Annotated in this window: 17 protein-coding genes and 1 pseudogene; 8 read left to right on the plus strand and 10 right to left on the minus strand. The window is 41.1% G+C overall.

What is annotated here, in order from left to right:
* Positions 1-507: sensor histidine kinase (locus ACK5MF_RS06210; RefSeq protein WP_416920407.1), on the plus strand; the 507-nt coding region annotated here is incomplete at its 5' end.
* Here the strand turns inward: ACK5MF_RS06210 and ACK5MF_RS06215 are convergent.
* On the minus strand, positions 504-2,042 hold the full coding sequence (locus tag ACK5MF_RS06215) for a DUF3369 domain-containing protein (RefSeq protein WP_416920409.1): 1,539 nt from the start codon (positions 2,040-2,042) through the stop codon (positions 504-506). The genes ACK5MF_RS06210 and ACK5MF_RS06215 overlap by 4 nt on opposite strands.
* Before the next feature lie 215 nt (positions 2,043-2,257).
* Here ACK5MF_RS06215 and ACK5MF_RS06220 point away from each other — a divergent pair, with 215 nt between their 5' ends.
* Positions 2,258-4,255, plus strand: a complete 1,998-nt coding sequence (locus tag ACK5MF_RS06220) for a methyl-accepting chemotaxis protein (protein WP_416920411.1) — start codon at positions 2,258-2,260, stop codon at positions 4,253-4,255.
* A 99-nt stretch (positions 4,256-4,354) separates the two neighbouring features.
* On the opposite strand, the gene ACK5MF_RS06225 is transcribed toward ACK5MF_RS06220, so the two are convergent.
* Together ACK5MF_RS06225 and ACK5MF_RS06230 are read right to left on the minus strand one after the other, a co-directional pair.
* Positions 4,355-4,846 (minus strand): hypothetical protein, encoded by a 492-nt coding sequence (locus tag ACK5MF_RS06225; RefSeq protein WP_416920413.1) that lies wholly within the window; start codon positions 4,844-4,846, stop codon positions 4,355-4,357.
* 36 nt (positions 4,847-4,882) lie between these two features.
* The gene (locus tag ACK5MF_RS06230) at positions 4,883-5,395 is read right to left on the minus strand and encodes a nicotinate-nicotinamide nucleotide adenylyltransferase (protein ID WP_416920415.1); all 513 of its coding nucleotides are present in this window, start codon (positions 5,393-5,395) and stop codon (positions 4,883-4,885) included.
* Between the two features lie 105 nt (positions 5,396-5,500).
* Here ACK5MF_RS06230 and nadE point away from each other — a divergent pair, with 105 nt between their 5' ends.
* Together nadE and ACK5MF_RS06240 are read left to right on the plus strand one after the other, a co-directional pair.
* Entirely contained in the window at positions 5,501-6,331 is an 831-nt protein-coding gene (nadE, locus tag ACK5MF_RS06235) for an ammonia-dependent NAD(+) synthetase (protein WP_416920417.1), read from the plus strand.
* A gap of 247 nt (positions 6,332-6,578) precedes the next feature.
* Positions 6,579-8,153 (plus strand): EAL domain-containing protein, encoded by a 1,575-nt coding sequence (locus ACK5MF_RS06240; RefSeq protein WP_416920419.1) that lies wholly within the window; start codon positions 6,579-6,581, stop codon positions 8,151-8,153.
* A gap of 10 nt (positions 8,154-8,163) precedes the next feature.
* Here the strand turns inward: ACK5MF_RS06240 and ACK5MF_RS06245 are convergent, their stop codons facing one another.
* The 3 genes and pseudogenes from ACK5MF_RS06245 to ACK5MF_RS06255 all read right to left on the minus strand — a co-directional run.
* Positions 8,164-8,859: a hypothetical protein gene (locus ACK5MF_RS06245; protein WP_416920421.1), complete on the minus strand. Its 696-nt coding sequence runs from the start codon at positions 8,857-8,859 to the stop codon at positions 8,164-8,166.
* A gap of 126 nt (positions 8,860-8,985) precedes the next feature.
* Positions 8,986-9,261: a hypothetical protein gene (locus ACK5MF_RS06250; protein WP_416920423.1), complete on the minus strand. Its 276-nt coding sequence runs from the start codon at positions 9,259-9,261 to the stop codon at positions 8,986-8,988.
* Positions 9,262-9,887: 626 nt separating this feature from the next.
* Positions 9,888-10,046, minus strand: a pseudogene (locus tag ACK5MF_RS06255) (L-threonine 3-dehydrogenase); the annotation flags it as partial.
* Positions 10,047-10,372: 326 nt separating this feature from the next.
* On the opposite strand from ACK5MF_RS06255, the gene ACK5MF_RS06260 reads away from it, so the two are divergent.
* A complete protein-coding gene (locus ACK5MF_RS06260) occupies positions 10,373-11,467 on the plus strand; it encodes an ElyC/SanA/YdcF family protein (protein ID WP_416920424.1) in 1,095 nt (364 codons plus the stop codon).
* 202 nt (positions 11,468-11,669) lie between these two features.
* On the opposite strand, the gene ACK5MF_RS06265 is transcribed toward ACK5MF_RS06260, so the two are convergent.
* Complete coding sequence (locus ACK5MF_RS06265) at positions 11,670-12,680, minus strand: nucleotidyl transferase AbiEii/AbiGii toxin family protein (protein ID WP_416920426.1); 1,011 nt, start codon at positions 12,678-12,680, stop codon at positions 11,670-11,672.
* On the minus strand, positions 12,680-13,087 hold the full coding sequence (locus tag ACK5MF_RS06270) for a DUF6088 family protein (RefSeq protein WP_416920428.1): 408 nt from the start codon (positions 13,085-13,087) through the stop codon (positions 12,680-12,682). Before ACK5MF_RS06270 ends, ACK5MF_RS06265 begins: the two co-directional genes overlap by 1 nt.
* Before the next feature lie 262 nt (positions 13,088-13,349).
* Here ACK5MF_RS06270 and ACK5MF_RS06275 point away from each other — a divergent pair, with 262 nt between their 5' ends.
* The 3 genes from ACK5MF_RS06275 to ACK5MF_RS06285 all read left to right on the plus strand — a co-directional run bounded on the left by ACK5MF_RS06275 (position 13,350) and on the right by ACK5MF_RS06285 (position 15,222).
* Positions 13,350-14,207 carry an N-6 DNA methylase gene (locus ACK5MF_RS06275; protein ID WP_416920430.1) on the plus strand — a complete coding sequence of 286 codons (858 nt, stop codon included), beginning with the start codon at positions 13,350-13,352 and terminating at the stop codon, positions 14,205-14,207.
* A 270-nt stretch (positions 14,208-14,477) separates the two neighbouring features.
* Positions 14,478-14,657, plus strand: coding sequence for a hypothetical protein (locus tag ACK5MF_RS06280; protein WP_416920431.1), 180 nt, complete (start codon positions 14,478-14,480; stop codon positions 14,655-14,657).
* Between the two features lie 19 nt (positions 14,658-14,676).
* Positions 14,677-15,222, plus strand: a complete 546-nt coding sequence (locus ACK5MF_RS06285; protein WP_416920433.1) for a hypothetical protein — start codon at positions 14,677-14,679, stop codon at positions 15,220-15,222.
* A 25-nt stretch (positions 15,223-15,247) separates the two neighbouring features.
* On the opposite strand, the gene ACK5MF_RS06290 is transcribed toward ACK5MF_RS06285, so the two are convergent.
* Both ACK5MF_RS06290 and ACK5MF_RS06295 read right to left on the minus strand, forming a co-directional pair.
* Complete coding sequence (locus tag ACK5MF_RS06290) at positions 15,248-16,459, minus strand: immunoglobulin domain-containing protein (protein WP_416920435.1); 1,212 nt, start codon at positions 16,457-16,459, stop codon at positions 15,248-15,250.
* 2 nt (positions 16,460-16,461) lie between these two features.
* Entirely contained in the window at positions 16,462-16,809 is a 348-nt protein-coding gene (locus ACK5MF_RS06295) for a hypothetical protein (RefSeq protein WP_416920437.1), read from the minus strand.
* Between the last annotated feature and the right edge of the window lie 61 nt (positions 16,810-16,870).

Genomic DNA, 16,870 nt, shown 5'->3' on the forward strand with positions numbered 1-16,870 from the left:
CAAACAGCAGTAGATCAAGTTTCAGAGCAACGCAGCCAGTTCCGTATACACCAAGTTATTGAAGCGTTGATTGCCAGGTTGCACTCAGAAACACGTAAAATACCCGTTGAACCGCAAATTCAAGGCGATAAACAACTTATGATGACTAGCCTGCCTGGCGTGCTCACCCAAATTTTGACTAATCTGATTATGAACAGTGTCAATCACGCGTTCAAAGAGACGTTACAAGCAAACATCATCATTGATTTCTACGAGCAAGGTGACAATATTGTTTTGGAATATAAAGACAATGGCTGTGGCGTAGCAAAAGAGCTGCATCAGACGATTTTCGAACCCTTTTTTACCACTAAGCGAGGAGTTGGCGGTTCTGGGCTGGGATTAAATCTGGTATTTAACCTTTTGAAGAAAAAACTTAATGGCGAACTCGTGTTCAAATCGGAAATTGGGCAAGGCGTATATTACACGATCACCATGCCCAAAGTACTGGTTCAAGAATCGCAACCTTAATCAGGCCAAGCCGATCTTATTTTGATAAATTCATCCCAGTGTTCAAGAAGCAAATCAACCAGTTTTGGTTCAAAATGCTGGCCTCTTTGTGCCAGCAATTCCTGCTTAATATCCTCATCCGACCAAGCGTTTTTATAGACCCGTTTGGCACCTAGCGCATCAAACACGTCTGCCAACGCAGTGATGCGGCCACAAATTGGAATATCTTCCCCTTTAAGTTGTTTGGGATAACCTTCACCATTCCATTTTTCATGGTGCGTTGCGGCAATTTCTTTAGCAATCAGCATCAATGGACGCTTGGATTTGCTCAGAATATCAACACCATATTCGACATGCTTTTGCATTTCAGCCCACTCTTGCGCATCTAATTTGCCCGGTTTATGTAAGATACGATCTGGAATAGCTACCTTGCCCACATCATGTAGCGGTGAAGCATTACGAATTAAAACGGCTTCTGAATCACTCAAACCATACAAAAGTGCAAGCTTTTCACAGAACAGAGAAACCCGTTGTACGTGAGCTCCGGTTTCTTTACTGCGAGCTTCCACCGCATTGGCCAAGTTATAGACCAGCTCTTTCGAAGTCTCTTTTAAGTCCTCCATAAGGTTAATTTTTTCGAAAGTTAACCCTATGTTGTACATATAAATTTGTAGTAACTGTTTATCCAGCTCAGACAATTCTTCATTTAAATTCACATAAAGAAGGTTATCTGCACCACGCTCATCATGCAGGTAGCAAATATAGGCGATACCAAAATCTTCAGATTGGCGAGTTTCGAGTACTCGCTTGCAACGCTTAACGACTTCCGCAGGTAACACTTCAAATACGCAGTCTTGGTAACAGTCTACATATTCACCAGTAGCTGCCAAGGTAAACGGGCGCGCTTCTTCTCCCTCGTTACGAGGCTTTACGATGCAATAAAACGCTGAAGCGTTCAATTTCAAAAGCGAGGTCATTTGGCTCAAAACAGACGAAGCATAAGTTTTCAGAGTGGTAGTATTTTGTACTCTTGCCGATGCTTCGATAACGCGACTTAAACCTTGCTTTTGCTCTTCTATCAAACACAAATCACGATACGACCTGAGCATTGAATACAAAAGTGTACGTAGTTTCTGAGTAGTCAGTTCGGTTTTTTCTTTGTAGTCATCAATCTCATATTCTTGGATGACTTTGTCTTCAGGAGCCTGTCCTGCCTGACCTGTCCGAAGAACTAAGCGGGTCATTTTATTATTAAGATGTTCACGTATATACCGAACTAATTCGAGGCCAGCGTGTTCACTTTCCATGACCACGTCGATCAAAGCTAACGCCACATCGTCGCGCTCTTCCATCACTTTACGAGCTTCATCGCCAGATAAGGCTGAGATCAATTCAAGAGGGCGATCCTGAAATAAGAATCCACTAAGGGCGAGCTTGGTGACTTGATGCATTTCTTTATCATCATCCACCAACAAAACTTTCCATGTGTTAACAGCAACTTTTGGCTCTTTTTTCTTAATCACCGAGCCACTGCGCATGTCAGCAAACAAATCCATTTACAGCCTCATTTATAATCATATAGATATCACTTTTAGCGTAGCACATTCCATATATTTGCAATGTTAGTTATGACACCATTTTGCTGAACTCTGTTCAGCGTCGCTCTTTACCGTACAGCGTTAGAAATGCACGTGAGTGCACAGCAAAAAATTTTTGGTCATCTAGAATGAATAGTTGTAACAATTAAAATTACACACTTTAAGGGCAAACAATGAAAAAACTGCTAAGACTTTTTCCTTTGTACTTAGTTGTATCCGTTCTCGCAGGTGTTCCGATATTGATAGCGCTGGCACTGGCAATCTCTAACATTTTAGATTTAAACAAGCGTGTTACCATCGCTGAGCATGACCAAGAATCCGTTCAACTTATACTCTTATATGATAATCTCGCCCACAATTTGGCGCTTGAACGCGGTTTAACCGCCGGTGTATTAGGTTCAAAAGGTCAAGGCGCTCAAGTTGAGGCACTGAAAAAGCAACGCACTCAGTCGGATGCCCAGATTCAAGCCCTACAGAATTTCGCTGCGACGAATATTGCCAAAGCATTCGCTGACAAAATTAAAACAGACATCAACACTCAACTACAATCTTTGGCCGAAGTGCGAAAACAAGTAGACGCTCTTCAACCTAAAATTTCACCGTTTGCCTACTACTCCAACTTAAACCAACTTTCCATTGATAATGCGCGTATACTACTAAGCACCATTGACGATGCTAACGTATCGGAACTAGGAAGCTCTTTAATTTCAGTGGTAATCATGAAAGAACGTGCAGGACAGGTCCGTGGGGCACTAAATGGTGCATTTGCCAGTCAGAAATCGAACTCCGCTCAATACACGTCCATCAATGACTACATATCATCAGGCAGCTATGCGGAACGTTCACTGCTTCTGACGATACCTGCACAATTTTTGCAACAACTTAATAATGCGAAAAATTCTACTATTTGGAAAAATGTTGAGCAAATACAACAAAATTATCTGAGCCAAATAAATCAACTGGATAATTTGCAAGGGCCTAAACCAACAGAATGGTTTGCCGCTGCAACAGAACGCATCGGCTTACTGAATCAACTAAGAAACAGTATTCAGAGTCAGATGATATCGGCCTCTGTCCTGCAGTCTGAACGCGCCAAAACAAACGAAACCATCATCATCACATTCAGTGCGGTTATTGGCTTTATTTTGATCTTTGGTCTTTATTCTTCAGTTCATACATTGAGAGCACGTGTAGGTAGCCTGACCCAACAGCTCGCTTTGATGTCGCGCGATAGCGATCTCAGTATTTCACTGGCTTCCGAAGGACGGGATGAGATTTCACAGATATCACAGAGCCTAAACGGCTTAACGACCAGCATTAGGAATTTACTCGCCAATGTGACGAATGCTAATGATCACAGCTCTCAACGCTTGAAACATCTCATTCAAAGTTCTAAAGATCTCACTCAAAGCAGTCAAGCAACCACCGCGAAATGTGAAAATATTGCAGCGGCCATGACGGAGCTCTCTCAATCCAGCGTTGAAATTGCGCAAGCTTCCGAGCGAGCACTTGACGAAACCAATACCATGACGTCCAGAGTTATTGCTTGCCAAACTCAGAGCCAGTCTTCGTTCAAAGCAGTAGAAGCCTTAGTCGAACAAATCGAACAAACCCAAGTTTGTATGCAAAACTTAGAAAAAGACGCGATGAGCGTGAGTAAGATTGTCGATACCATCAGTGGCATTTCAGAGCAAACTAACCTGTTAGCACTCAACGCCGCTATTGAAGCTGCACGAGCAGGAGAACACGGTAGAGGTTTCGCAGTTGTTTCATCGGAAGTTCGCGATTTGGCACAACGCAGCAAAGAAGCGACCGAACATATCAGTCAGTTGCTCAGTAATATGTCGAACAACACCAACACTGCGGTCAGCTTTATGGAAAAAAGCCGTCAAGCAACCCATACGACTTTTGAATCAGTTTCAGCGGTGAATACCAGTGTGGCCGAATTGGAAAATGTTATCGAGGAAGTCAACACTCATATTACCAGCATTGCTAACTCCACCATTGAACAGTCCAAGGCTAGCGAAGACGTCGACAAAGATGTGGATGTGCTGGCTGAAATCGCGCAAAACACAGGGGCCCTTGCCGATGAGCTAAATAAGATAGTCGGCAGCTATAACCAAGAAGCGGAAACGGTTAAGCAAGCACTTAACGAGTTTAAATTGAGTTAGGTTGAGTTAGGTGTTGAGAGATCACAGAAATAAAGTTGAGAGATCTCGGGGAGTAAAAAAGAGTCATCCATAGATGACTCTTTTCCGCAAAACTTCAAATTAAAATGGCACTTCTATGTGCATCATTAAGTCGACTTGGTAATCATCATGCCAACGGTAATCCATTCGCATACGTGGCTCGCCTTTTCTCTTACTGCCGAAACCTAAACTCAATAATAAACCATGGCTTTTTAACCACTCTTCCGTCGACATCTCTGCCTGCTCTTCCAAAAGCTCTGTGGGCATCCATACACCGACACCGATGTAACTTTGGGCAACTTTGTGGGTATAGAAAGGTTCCTCTTCCTGTTCAAATCCCCACTGTTCCCAGTAATCACTAATGTTTTCTTTATCTTTAAAAAAATTCAATTCAAAGAGTTGGTTAGAAGCATACTCAACCCCGTGAATAAACGAGATGCAAAGCATACGACTTTCTGGTAGCTCTACAGTTTCAAAAGGTTCATACGAAGGGTCTTTATAAGCAAAAGACTCACACGCATTTGCCAAACTTGAAACCAATAACAGCAACATACTTGCAGCAAAAGATTTCATTAAACAACAGCTCCGACCTCTTGGGTCGCTGATTTTCTAATAGACTTTTAAACGCTGCAATAAACTCTCAACATTTGGCGTGGTTAAATCGCTGATTTCAGCGTTATCTGACAAACGTCGTCTAATCTCAGTACTACGAACAGGTATTCTTTCTGGACAAACCATGATTGACCAACGTTGTAGAATCTCTGCAGATTTATAGAATTTGTCGAAATTGAGCAGATTATCTGGGCCAATAACGAACGTGATGTCAGCTTGAGGAAAAATTTCTTCCACTTTTGTTAATACTGCAAAAGTGGTAACACTGTTGCCTGGTGTGACCAACTCCTGTTCTATTTTGCACAAAGTAACTTTACTTGAACCAATATCTTCAATGAAGGCTTCAATAAGCTGACAACGGATCTCGTAATCCAGCATATCCTTACCCCAAGCATGTGAAATACTCGGTACTAACAAAATACGGTCAAAGTGATCCAAAGAATCAATGACACTCTTGTGCCCCAAACTCGGTGGATTAAATGCACTGCCAAACACAGCAATTTTTTCCATCTTTACCCCTACTGACAATGAAATCTCTATTCTCGGTTTTCTAATTGTATGATTGAGGTATGATACTACGAAAGTTTGTTAATGCTTGCAGGAAAAGGAAACCCAATGGAACAAATGATTCGAGATGAGATGCGAGTACTTCCTAGCATCGATCCTGCGTTCGAAATTGAACGTCGTATCTCTTTTGTAAAACGTAAACTACTGGAGTCTGGCTGCAAATCTCTAGTACTTGGTATCAGCGGAGGTATCGACTCTACAACGTGCGGGCGTTTGGCTCAGCTTGCTGTAGAGGCGTTGAACAAAGAAAGCAATTCAAATGACTACCAGTTTATCGCTGTTCGTCTACCTTACGGTACGCAAAAAGATGAAGACGAAGCCCAACTGGCATTATCTTTTATCAAACCAACGCACTCTGTTTCAGTGAACATTAAAGCTGGCGTTGATGGCCTGCATGCGGCTTCACATCAAGCATTAGCGCACACTGGGCTACTTCCAGCTAACGCAGAAAAGCTTGATTTTGTAAAAGGTAACGTCAAAGCGCGTGCTCGTATGGTTGCTCAATATGAAATCGCAGGCTACGTCGGCGGCTTAGTGTTAGGGACCGATCATTCAGCAGAAAACATCACGGGTTTCTACACCAAGTTCGGTGACGGCGCGTGTGATATGGCACCATTATTTGGTTTGAGTAAGCGTCAAGTTCGTCAAGTTGCGGCGACTCTTGGTGCTCCAGACTTACTTGTTCACAAAACACCAACCGCAGATTTGGAAGAGCTTGCGCCACAAAAAGCGGATGAAGACGCACTGAATCTGAGTTATGAGCAAATCGATGACTTCCTAGAAGGCAAACCTGTATCTAAAGAAGCATCGGATCGCTTAGTGGCTATCTACCAAGCGACACAACATAAACGTCAACCAACCCCAACGATTTATGATTGATCACTGGGTTGGTCATTAGGGTAAAAGACCAAGCAAATCGCTTGGTCTTTTTATTTCTCTGTTTTCTACAACGAAAAATCTTACTTTTATCGCTTTGAATAACTGCTTCTATAGCTTTTAATAACTGCTTTGCGTTCGTCTCATTTTTAATACACCTTTATGTCTGATAGGGCGTTAACTCACTCACTTGAATCGCATATAGTGATAACTCAATCAGTAACTAATCCCTGTGTAATCAATTTTCCTTATGAACAATATCGCTCTGCGTGAAACTTCTATGCCCCGTTCTCGACAATCTTTATTTGATCGTATAAATGTTGTTACACCTGTGCTCATCATCTTCGTCACTGTTTTTGCTCTCTCCGCTGTCAAGAACATCTACGACACTAGCATGCACGCAAAAACTTTTGGTCATAACGCCATCATAACGCTGGAAAACTACATAGACACCACCACCAGAGAGCTTTCTCAACTCAATAGTCAAGTGGGTGAAACATGCAATGTCAGTGACCTTCAACGTTTACGTCAATACGTGTTTCAATCACCTATGGCAAAAGAAGTGGGGTTATTTAATGCCAATGGTCGAATGTACTGCTCCAGCAATGAAGGTAAAACCAACTTCAGAGTTGGGGAAAACGTTATCAGACAGCTAGCTCAAACCCCAACACTAACCGCCATAACTTTTGCTCCAACCCGCAACCATGACCAAGCCATTTTTATCTATTCGGCTAATGAAGACCTTAGTGGAATTAATGCGTTGCTGCCCCCGAACCTCTTTCTCGAACTCATTACATCAAAATTTGAGCAACAATATTACGATTATCAAGTCAACATATTGCAGCATCCTCTCGAACGCAGAGCTGATTTAAAGAATACCGCTTATCGTAGCTATGATTTTCAGTCACAACGTTATCCCATTTCACTTCGCATTCAACTTACGCCTCAGTCTTACTTCACGCATTTTAGCCAACACATCTGGCGCGTCATTTTACTGGCAAGCATTATCGCCGTTCTCTACCAAGCGATTAGAACCTACAAACTCACTCGCAATAGCCTTGCGTTCTCACTTAAAGAAGCCATCAACAATCAAGAGTTAGAACTGCACTTTCAGCCGATCGTCGATATTCATCAACCTAAAATCGTTGGTAGTGAAGCGTTAATTCGTTGGAATAATCCGCATCATGGTGTTATTCCCCCGACCATCTTTATTCCGCTTGCTGAACGTATTCAAGTCATAGAGCAAATTACCCATCAGGTATTCAAACTGGTAACCGAATTCGTCAACGTGAACCCACATTTGATTCAAAACCAATACATCAGTATCAACGTTAGCAGGACGCTGATTATCAAGTCGAAATTTGTCGATTATTTGGATAACTATGCGAAGAAAAACCCGAGAGTACTTTCTTTATTGCTGCTTGAAATTACCGAAGACAATGACTTCTCACCAGAAGAGTTACAAATAGTAAGAGCCAACCTTAGTCATCTAAAGCATCTCGGATATAAGATTGCGATGGACGATTTTGGCACAGGTTACTCCGGTTTGAACTTTATCCATCAACACGCGTTCGACATCATTAAAATTGATCAGGTATTTATCAAAGGACTTGCGCAAAACTCTGCGATTGAGTCAGTTATCACCTCTATGATTAAACTAGCAAAACAGCTTCAAATGCGCGTAATCGCAGAAGGTGTCGAAACCCATGAACAAGTAGAACAGCTTCGAGATTTAGGGGTACGTTATATTCAAGGTTTCTACTATTCAGAGCCTCTGCCCGCTGAAGATTATCTGTTAAAACTCTCCGCACAAATGGACAACTGAGCACGCCAAGTTATTTAAAAAATTTTCGCTTGAGCTGCTGAATAACGGAAGCATTATACGAACTCTTCAGTTCACCAATCAGTTTTTGATTAGTTTTATTGGTATAGCATTCGATCATTCCACATCGGGCTCCACTGACAACCTCAAAACCATCAAACGTGGCTTGACTCATGACGATATTCTTTCCATACCATAGATTATTTAACTCACAGACATCCCCCCTGATAGATGTCCCCCAAGTGATGGTGATAAGGGGGTCATTCTTTAGCAACAGATGGAGAAATGTATTTAACACGTATGAAACAATCATATTCTTTAAAAATCGATTCCCTCTAGGATTAATTTTTTCATGAAGTTCGGTCTCTGTCGGTAGAATCTCTCTAACAACGAGGTAACACTGCTCTCGGCTCATCTCGCCCTGTTGCAGCGACAAATCAATTTGCTTTAACCGTTCACTGTCAGTATTAGCCAAAATAAGCTGTTTATAGGCTTCTGCTGACGTTATTTTTTGGCACGCGGTGATAGCCGCTTCAGTTAACATTGTACCGATCGAATTATCTGTATCATTGAACATCTTGCTCGGCAACATTGGAAATATACGCATTAGAAGATCACGGTTAAACGATTTCCCATCAAACAAGTGGCAAAGTTCAACATTGCTCAGAATAAGTCTTTCTTCTATCAACGCTCGAATGTCATTTTCCATACAACACCGCAATAAAAGCTGAACCCAAATTATTCGTTGGCTCAACTGTATCTGTCTAATCCCGCAGAATACCAAAATGTCTTTAACTCAAAGAGTTTCGATTAGGTTGGCGACTCTGCACTCTTCCTACCAATTTCTTAACGGATGAGTAAGCCATGCAATAACTTCTGGGGTATAGGCTTTCTGTAACCAGTCTCCAAAGTTCATTCGTGTAACAGTACAAAACGGCTCATTGAGTTCAGCTATATAGCGAAGAGTATCGGTCACCTCACTTTTAGAAAGCGAGGTCTCCAAAAACCAGCAGTCATCATTAAACTGAATAGCTTTAGAACCACTTAATACTTCTTCAATAACTGCTCTCACCTCTACAGCAGATTCTGTTTCATAACTAATTGAATACACGCACATAGTTCATCCTATAAATGTGGCAGCCTAAGTATTGAACAGTAAATCAGCAGCCAGTCATAGAAAACCATTGCGAGTTGATTTAAGCGCTATCTGATAGTGATGTAGGGAAAGTGTCAATTTTGTAGTAATGATTGATTCGGGGGGGTTAAGTGCTCTTTCCCCAGCGACTAACTTACGATTAAATCTATCCCATGACCGAACGTGTGGGACGGTGGCTGTTAGATGCTCCAACATCTTTCAATCGCCCACTTTTCATAGACTTAAGCAAAAGCACACAAAAACAATTATTTGTACGCTTTTTCAGATTTTTTGATTTGTATAGTTTTTGTCTTAGTTTAACTACTGATGACTAACTAGAATTTTCAGTGCTTCTCTTACTTAACGAGAGCAGTGGGCTGAAAGCTACCCCATTACGGGCGTATGGGAAGGCGGCTGTTAGGTGCTCCACATCTATTAGTCGCCCACTTTTCACAGATTTAAACCAAAAACCAAAATTCATACTTGCATTTTGGTTTAAACCCAAGAATAAAACCCACCGAACGATGGAATACCAGTCAGTTAAACTGATTGGCATTTTTCTTTATACAACAAAAAGCGCCCCAACCGGAGCGCTTTCAATCTTATTCCCAATCAAGAATAACTTTACCGGAAGCCCCGCTACGCATAGCGTCGAAGCCTTTTTGAAAATCATCAACCTTGTAGTGGTGAGTGATGATTGGTGACAAATCGAGGCCAGATTGGATCAGGCTTGCCATCTTGTACCAAGTTTCGAACATGTCAGGCACAACAGGTATATTTTCGTTTATAATCAACAAGTTATAAAAATTAAATTTATCTATGGGGCGAAAATGGGGCGGTTTGATATAAACATTAAAATTTGTAACATATGATTATCACTCCATAAATGTATCCCTTATTAGCACTACGACCCTAGTAATTTTACTATGTGAAATTACTAGTTTTTTTTATAGAAAACCATTAAAAAGAAAACATAAATTCTCTGTCATTAATCATTATATTAATGAAATCTGATATAAAACCCACTGTTGAACTCTTAGTTATTTTGATGTAGAAAATAAGGGCCATATCAAAAAGGAGCATTTCAATGACTAAGAATTTATTAGCAATTGCCTTATCTGGCTTGATTGCTATCTCATTACCAACGCCGGCTATTTCTCAAGACCAATCAAGTGTTCACTCAACAATTGATTACTCTCAATACACGACTAAACGTCAAGTTGTTGACCAACTATTAGAAGATGCAGTCGTCGCATTCAAGTCTCCAGCTCGAGTATCACATGCTGGCTTTACCGCAAAGATGCCAAGTAACATGGAAGTTGTAACCAGTAAGCTACTAGATGCTTACAAACTTGAACCATACCGCACTGATTTACTTATCTCAGCGGCAAATGCGCAAATCTATAATAGTAATGTCAACCAAGCGATTGAGTTATTTAAACAAGCATTGTCTGTAGCTCCTGACGATGTAGACCTACATTCTTACCTTGCTGTTTGGTCTCGTTTCAAATCAGATGAAACTAGCTTTAAGAAGCATATGGATGCTTTGTCGCAACTTAATCCTAGTCGAAAGGCTGATATAGAAAAAATTATTTCTACAGTTGATCGCATCGTCAAAACTCCATTAAAGCAGACAGCATCTATACCTAGCGAAGGGAATAATGCAATCGTTACTCTTGGATATGCGCTTAATCCTGATGGGTCTATGCATGAAATTTTAATTCAGCGCTTAGAAACAACTCTAGAGTTAGCAAAGGCTAACCCGACGGCATTAATCGTACTAACTGGTGGCGTACCTAAAAACCACAAAACCGAAGGGCGTTTAATGGCTGACTGGTTGATAGAAAAAGGAGTAAGCCCAGATCGTATTATTGAGGAAAACTACGCAACCAGTACCGTAGATAACGCTTTATATAGCAGCTACGCTTTGGCAAGACACAATATCTCACACGCAACTATTATAAGTTCAGCTAGCCACGTAAGACGTGGTCAGTCTTTATTTGAAATCGCAAGTTGGCAGACAGGACCGAAAAACATAACTTTTGATACAGTGGCTTATCCTGACAAACCTCTATCAGAACTTAAAACACCTTCTGATTCAGAAATGTTAGGTATCTATCGCGATGCACTCAGAACCTATGGGATGTGGAGTTACCGTTCATACCCATTAGAGTCTAGATAATTTATAGTTCCACTGATAAAACCTAGAATCGGGGCGCAATGGGCTACCTGCGCCTCTTTCTACATTTTATTTAACAATCAGCTAGTTAATTAGATTTAATTTATCTATAAACCGAATATGGGTGATTTTCATAAGTGCTAGTTGAAACGAAATTCCGGTCTCTAGAAATTGAAAAAATCTGCTCATGGCTATGGAATTACTATCAATAGCCCATACCCAAATCTTGGTCTAGCTCAGATAACTCATTAAGCACAGCTAAACGCAGCTTTTTATTAACTGCTTCAATTAATGATACTGCGACCGATTTAAATGACGAAAAACAAGTGTCAAAGTCATGAGGCGCTGAATTAAACACCATAGGTGTAACAAAATCATCAAAACGTTGGCGAAAAATCGGATTATCTTCTAGTTCATATACTGCCATCAAAAGTTCACCTGTTGGATCTTCCACAAACTCATGATGCTGATTTCCAAAACGCTCCAAGTCTTCTTTTAATGCTGTTTGAAACAGCGGAACCAATACAGACAAATCGGGTTCACTAGAAATGGTAATACAATGCACGTCGTATATATGTCGAACTAAAGCCGTATCATCATTACGAGTCGGATCTCTTATTACCGAAGCCGTTCGTCTAAGCATTGACAGTATTTTTTCCACTAAAGTAGCATTAATAGCGATACAATCAAAAGCTTCAACTTCTTGCGGTTGCTTATATAATTCCGCAACTAACGATTGAATGCTACGCAGTTCCGTTCCATGAAGAGAGATTGTCTCCATCAATTCCAGTTTGATTATTGGACGTAAGCACGGAGCTTGGCTGAATTGTTGTGGGTATTTTAGCTCAAACTCAACATATCGGTATTCATCACGAACCAAACGCTGCTCTACGGAAAAATTATCTGTTTGAGCAACAGCAGTTTCAAGACTATCGATAAGAGCCTTGCGTGCTGTTTTCTTTTTAGCTCGACTAAGCTCTCTGAAAGAATCTGAGGGTATCAATTTGATATCAACATCTTCTGACATTCGTAATATTTTGATGTTTGATTTAGCCAGAGCGGTACCGCCAGAGAAAACCATCTGATGGGTATCAAATTTCATTTTCTCTAGTTCGGCTAACAACGCTACAACCCAAAAATCTTTTTCAATAATCGCAGGGTTACCGAGCTCTAAAACATCGGAAACCTCTAAGAATTGCAGTTTTAAATTTTTCATTAGCGACTTGAAGAGCTAAGTACCCTATTCCCAACCACTAGCTTGCGATTAAACAACTTGGGGTTCCAAGAATAATGTACGGAAGATGGGATTTGTGTACTTGTTCCAGAAAAGCTTTGCAGAGACAAGTTATCCATTTCGAAATCTATGCCTTTCATCCTCAATATTTCACGCATGATCGCATCTGTTCCACCAGGATTGGCAGGCATTGATTTACCAGTGAGACTATTTAATCTCGCTTTAGTATACAAACCGTAACCAAGCTTCAATAACTCACCTCGTTCGATCAACTGATTTAGAGCACGACCAATTTGATCGTAGCTTGCGACTCCTTCAAAGTCTTTACGCTCAAAAACATAACGTCTTGAGCGTTTTATCATTTGATTAATACGATCAACAGCAGTCATCGAAACCTCCTAAAACAGTGACACTAAGTATAATACAAGTATTACATCACAGGAAGAAATACGACATTAAATTCAGAATAAATACTGCACATATTAAAACAAAATAACTACAAGTATTTGTTTTAATTTAAGATTTAAAAAATAAACTAAAATGACCATAACTAGATTATATTCGTGACCACCTCAATTTATGTTTAACTTCATTGATCTCCGCTGAGCATGTTTTAGTATACTTGCCACACAAACCACTGGATAAATACACATGCAATATCAAAAAGAGCTTGAATACGAGTTCAAACACCTTGCACCTTATCATCATCGATATAAAGTCTGGGATGATTTCATTACCTGCTTTGCAATTTCCCTCAATAACTCCGTAGCACCAGACACTTATCTCGAAGAAAAATACTTAGCAATCATCAATCAATATGAGCGAGACGATCGTTTCAAATTCGCTAAGTTGGCTGGCTTGCTGGTCATGGCTTTTGAGGAATCGGGATATTGTGACTTACTGGGGGAGCTTTACATGAAAATGGAAATTAGCTCGAAGAACCTAGGGCAATTTTTTACACCCTACTCGGTATCTAAAGTCTGTGCGTTGTTATCGATGGATAAGGATAAAATTGAAAGGCAGCGGTATATCACTGTTCATGAACCGGCATCAGGTTCTGGAGGTATGGTGGTAGCGCTCGCAGATGCGATGCACTCTGAAGGTTATAACCCCCAACAACAGTTACTCGCTCATTGTGTCGATGTAGATCAAACGTCGGCCATGATGTGTTATATCCAGCTAGCATTATTTGGTATTCCTGCGCGCGTGACCATCGGCAATACATTAACGATGCAGTTCTCAAGAACAATGGTTACACCAATGTATCATCTTGGTGGTTGGGCAATAAAAGAAGTCATCGGACAAGAACGACCAGAATCGGAAACAACTCGAATAGTTAAGGAAGCCAAAGAAATCATCAAGCATTGCTCTGACGCAAAAACTGAAACTTCACGTTCAGAGCTCCTCAGTTATTTAGCCCAACATTCGCACCATCAAAGACTCACGATTATCGATGGTATATCCCGAGTCGTTATCAATGATGAAACCTATGATTTACTTTCTGCTTGATATTTCACTACACGTTTCTATTTCAAGACCAATATTTATTAAAAAATTAATTACGTACAATTCAAAATTTATCACGGAAATTACAATTATTTTTCCATGATAACGACCTCAATAAAACAAAGATTGACATATAGCCAATTTAATTCACACCCCCTTGAATATTCTCGTTAAACATTTCAACAAATAGGAAAAATCCGACAAGCAAGGGAAACATCTTACTGTATTTTATACAACACGATCCCCCCCATGATTAACTAAAGGAACATATTGATGAATGACGCTGTAAAACGTGCCTTGACAACATGCCCTCAAATGATGAGGGACATCATCAAGGAAAATATAGCAGATGGTGAACGATGGGGAGCATATAAAATAAGATTTGCAGCGAAAAAGGGAATTCTCGCTGCAAGGGATAGATTCGATAATCCAGAAAGATACAAATATAATTAATTAACAGAAGGAATTTTTCATGAAAAAAGCATTAATCCTAACAACACTCTTATTATCTACTCATGCTGTGGCTGCTAATACAGTTGATAGTGAAGTGTTGTCACTTCGTTATTCTGACGCAAATAACCATGCCACATACGGCATTGGATTTACAAATATTAGGGGCGCAGGTGAGTATGGATTTACCCTATCCGCTGACGTTCAAAATTTTGACGTAAACGGTGAGTACATTGAAAATGTTGGTCAGGAAAAGGAAATATACGAGTATCAAAGCATCATGGGAGGGTTAAGCTATGGTGTTACAGACCAATTCTACGTCATGCCCAAAGTAGGCTTTACATATACAAAGCGTGAAGACAACTTCAAAGACTCACTAACTAATGAAAAGGGGGAAGTAGTCGATTACATGGGGATGTCATCCAAAGATGAATACGGGTTCGCTTACGGAATAGATTTTATGTTTTTATATAAATCATTAGCATATGGAATTGGAATAACTGACTACAATTATCTCGATACAAGAGAAACAAAAGCCAACATCTCAGTTGGCTACAAATTTAACTAACGTTATGAGTTAGATCAGGGATGATTTAACTCCGATACTGACGAATGATAATTTTACCATTACCCCCTTTGCCACCATTGCCTGAAGATTTTGTAGAAGTAACAAAGCCACCATTACCACCGCCACAGCCAATGCCTCCAGCAGCGCCATTAGTGACGCTACCATCACTGTTTCTATAACCACCAGCACCACCGCGGTTTAACCAGTCGGTCCAACCTGTAGAAATGGCATTTGAACCACCGCCGCCACCGCCACTACTATCACCAACACCGCCATTGCCGCCATATCTGCTATCCGAATATTCAGAGTCAGAACCATGCCCACCGCTTAGAGCACCTCCAGTTGTAAAGGCTATTGAACCGCAACCACCGCCACCAGCGCTTAATAGTGCTGCGGCAGCTTTTCCTGCCGTAGCTCCTGTTGAAGATGTACCACCAGAGCCACCAGCGCCGGCACCAGAACCACTTGAACTATTGCCGCCAGAACCACCATTACCCCCTCGGCTTCCAGATACTGATTGACCACCACCGATTCCACCTTTGCCGCCAAGCCAACTCAAACCTGACGTACCGGTTCCAGAAATAGAAGATGCACCACCATCACCGCCATTACCGCCGGCACTAGTTCCGACATTAGAACCAATGCCACCAGTACCACCAGTACCGATATTTACTGTGATTGATTGCCCCCCAACAGCACTTGATAACAATGTTGATATGACTGACGCACCGCCACCGCCACCACCACCACCGCCTGACGAACCATTACTTACAGCGTTACCACCACCTCCACCACCGCCACAACCTTGCGCTTCGATACGAACACAATCAGCAGCAAGCGTTAATGTCCCGTTAGCTGTAAACACAGTTTCACTGATTAATGGTTCAGACACAGTAACCGTTACCGTATTTGTTTGCGTGTATCCCCCAAACCCAGTAACACGACAATAAAAACCAAACGATCCTGTTGCTGTTGGATTGAATGTATAACTCGTTCCTGTTGCTCCAGAAATTACAGTTCCGTCCGATTTATACCACTGATACGTCATTGTTGAGCCGAGACCATCCGCAACAACTGAAAGTGTTACACTCTCATTATCTTTGATCGAGCTACTAACTGGCTGTGTTGTTATCGTTGGTTTCCTAGCTACAACTACGCCCTCAAATTCAAGTGTTTCGATGTTTTCACCTTCGAATTCCAACGCCAAAATTTCATTATTTTCAAAATACAAAGCCATGATTAACTCACAAATATTTTTAATGTTGCACCATCTTTGACATAGCGAATGCCACCAAAACCAGTACCTGAAGACGAATTGTTGTTTGCTGCGGGGATATCCGTCACATCCAAATCCGGAGCCTGCTCAAATAACTGTGAAAGATAACCACGCTTCGTACCCGTGGCATGCTCAAATATCAATTGTGGATTTTCGCCCAATTCTTCTGCAGATGCAGCGGGTAAATCAGAAATTGTCGTAGAACCTGTAGGCTCCGTTGAACTTCTGGCTATTGCCTGTTTTACAATGGAAAGGTCTCGTGAAAGGTTGCTTACCATTTCTTTAAGTTGGGTCATCTCATCTTGAGCCATTATATTTTCCTACTGTCGTATGTCTGTTTATACAGAACTGTATGAAGGGAAGCTGCCGCTT

This window comes from Vibrio sp. (assembly GCF_047973365.1).
In the GTDB taxonomy this organism is placed as follows: domain Bacteria; phylum Pseudomonadota; class Gammaproteobacteria; order Enterobacterales; family Vibrionaceae; genus Vibrio.

Bases quoted from the DNA above. Each gene is read 5' to 3' on its own strand.
- ACK5MF_RS06215 (WP_416920409.1), bottom strand. From the start codon at position 2,042: ATGGATTTGTTTGCTGACATGCGCAGTGGCTCGGTGATTAAGAAAAAA.
- ACK5MF_RS06220 (WP_416920411.1), top strand. From the start codon at position 2,258: ATGAAAAAACTGCTAAGACTTTTTCCTTTGTACTTAGTTGTATCCGTT.
- ACK5MF_RS06225 (WP_416920413.1), bottom strand. From the start codon at position 4,846: ATGAAATCTTTTGCTGCAAGTATGTTGCTGTTATTGGTTTCAAGTTTG.
- ACK5MF_RS06230 (WP_416920415.1), bottom strand. From the start codon at position 5,395: ATGGAAAAAATTGCTGTGTTTGGCAGTGCATTTAATCCACCGAGTTTG.
- nadE (WP_416920417.1), top strand. From the start codon at position 5,501: ATGGAACAAATGATTCGAGATGAGATGCGAGTACTTCCTAGCATCGAT.
- ACK5MF_RS06240 (WP_416920419.1), top strand. From the start codon at position 6,579: ATGAACAATATCGCTCTGCGTGAAACTTCTATGCCCCGTTCTCGACAA.
- ACK5MF_RS06245 (WP_416920421.1), bottom strand. From the start codon at position 8,859: ATGGAAAATGACATTCGAGCGTTGATAGAAGAAAGACTTATTCTGAGC.
- ACK5MF_RS06260 (WP_416920424.1), top strand. From the start codon at position 10,373: ATGACTAAGAATTTATTAGCAATTGCCTTATCTGGCTTGATTGCTATC.
- ACK5MF_RS06265 (WP_416920426.1), bottom strand. From the start codon at position 12,680: ATGAAAAATTTAAAACTGCAATTCTTAGAGGTTTCCGATGTTTTAGAG.
- ACK5MF_RS06270 (WP_416920428.1), bottom strand. From the start codon at position 13,087: ATGACTGCTGTTGATCGTATTAATCAAATGATAAAACGCTCAAGACGT.
- ACK5MF_RS06275 (WP_416920430.1), top strand. From the start codon at position 13,350: ATGCAATATCAAAAAGAGCTTGAATACGAGTTCAAACACCTTGCACCT.
- ACK5MF_RS06280 (WP_416920431.1), top strand. From the start codon at position 14,478: ATGAATGACGCTGTAAAACGTGCCTTGACAACATGCCCTCAAATGATG.
- ACK5MF_RS06285 (WP_416920433.1), top strand. From the start codon at position 14,677: ATGAAAAAAGCATTAATCCTAACAACACTCTTATTATCTACTCATGCT.
- ACK5MF_RS06290 (WP_416920435.1), bottom strand. From the start codon at position 16,459: ATGGCTTTGTATTTTGAAAATAATGAAATTTTGGCGTTGGAATTCGAA.
- ACK5MF_RS06295 (WP_416920437.1), bottom strand. From the start codon at position 16,809: ATGGCTCAAGATGAGATGACCCAACTTAAAGAAATGGTAAGCAACCTT.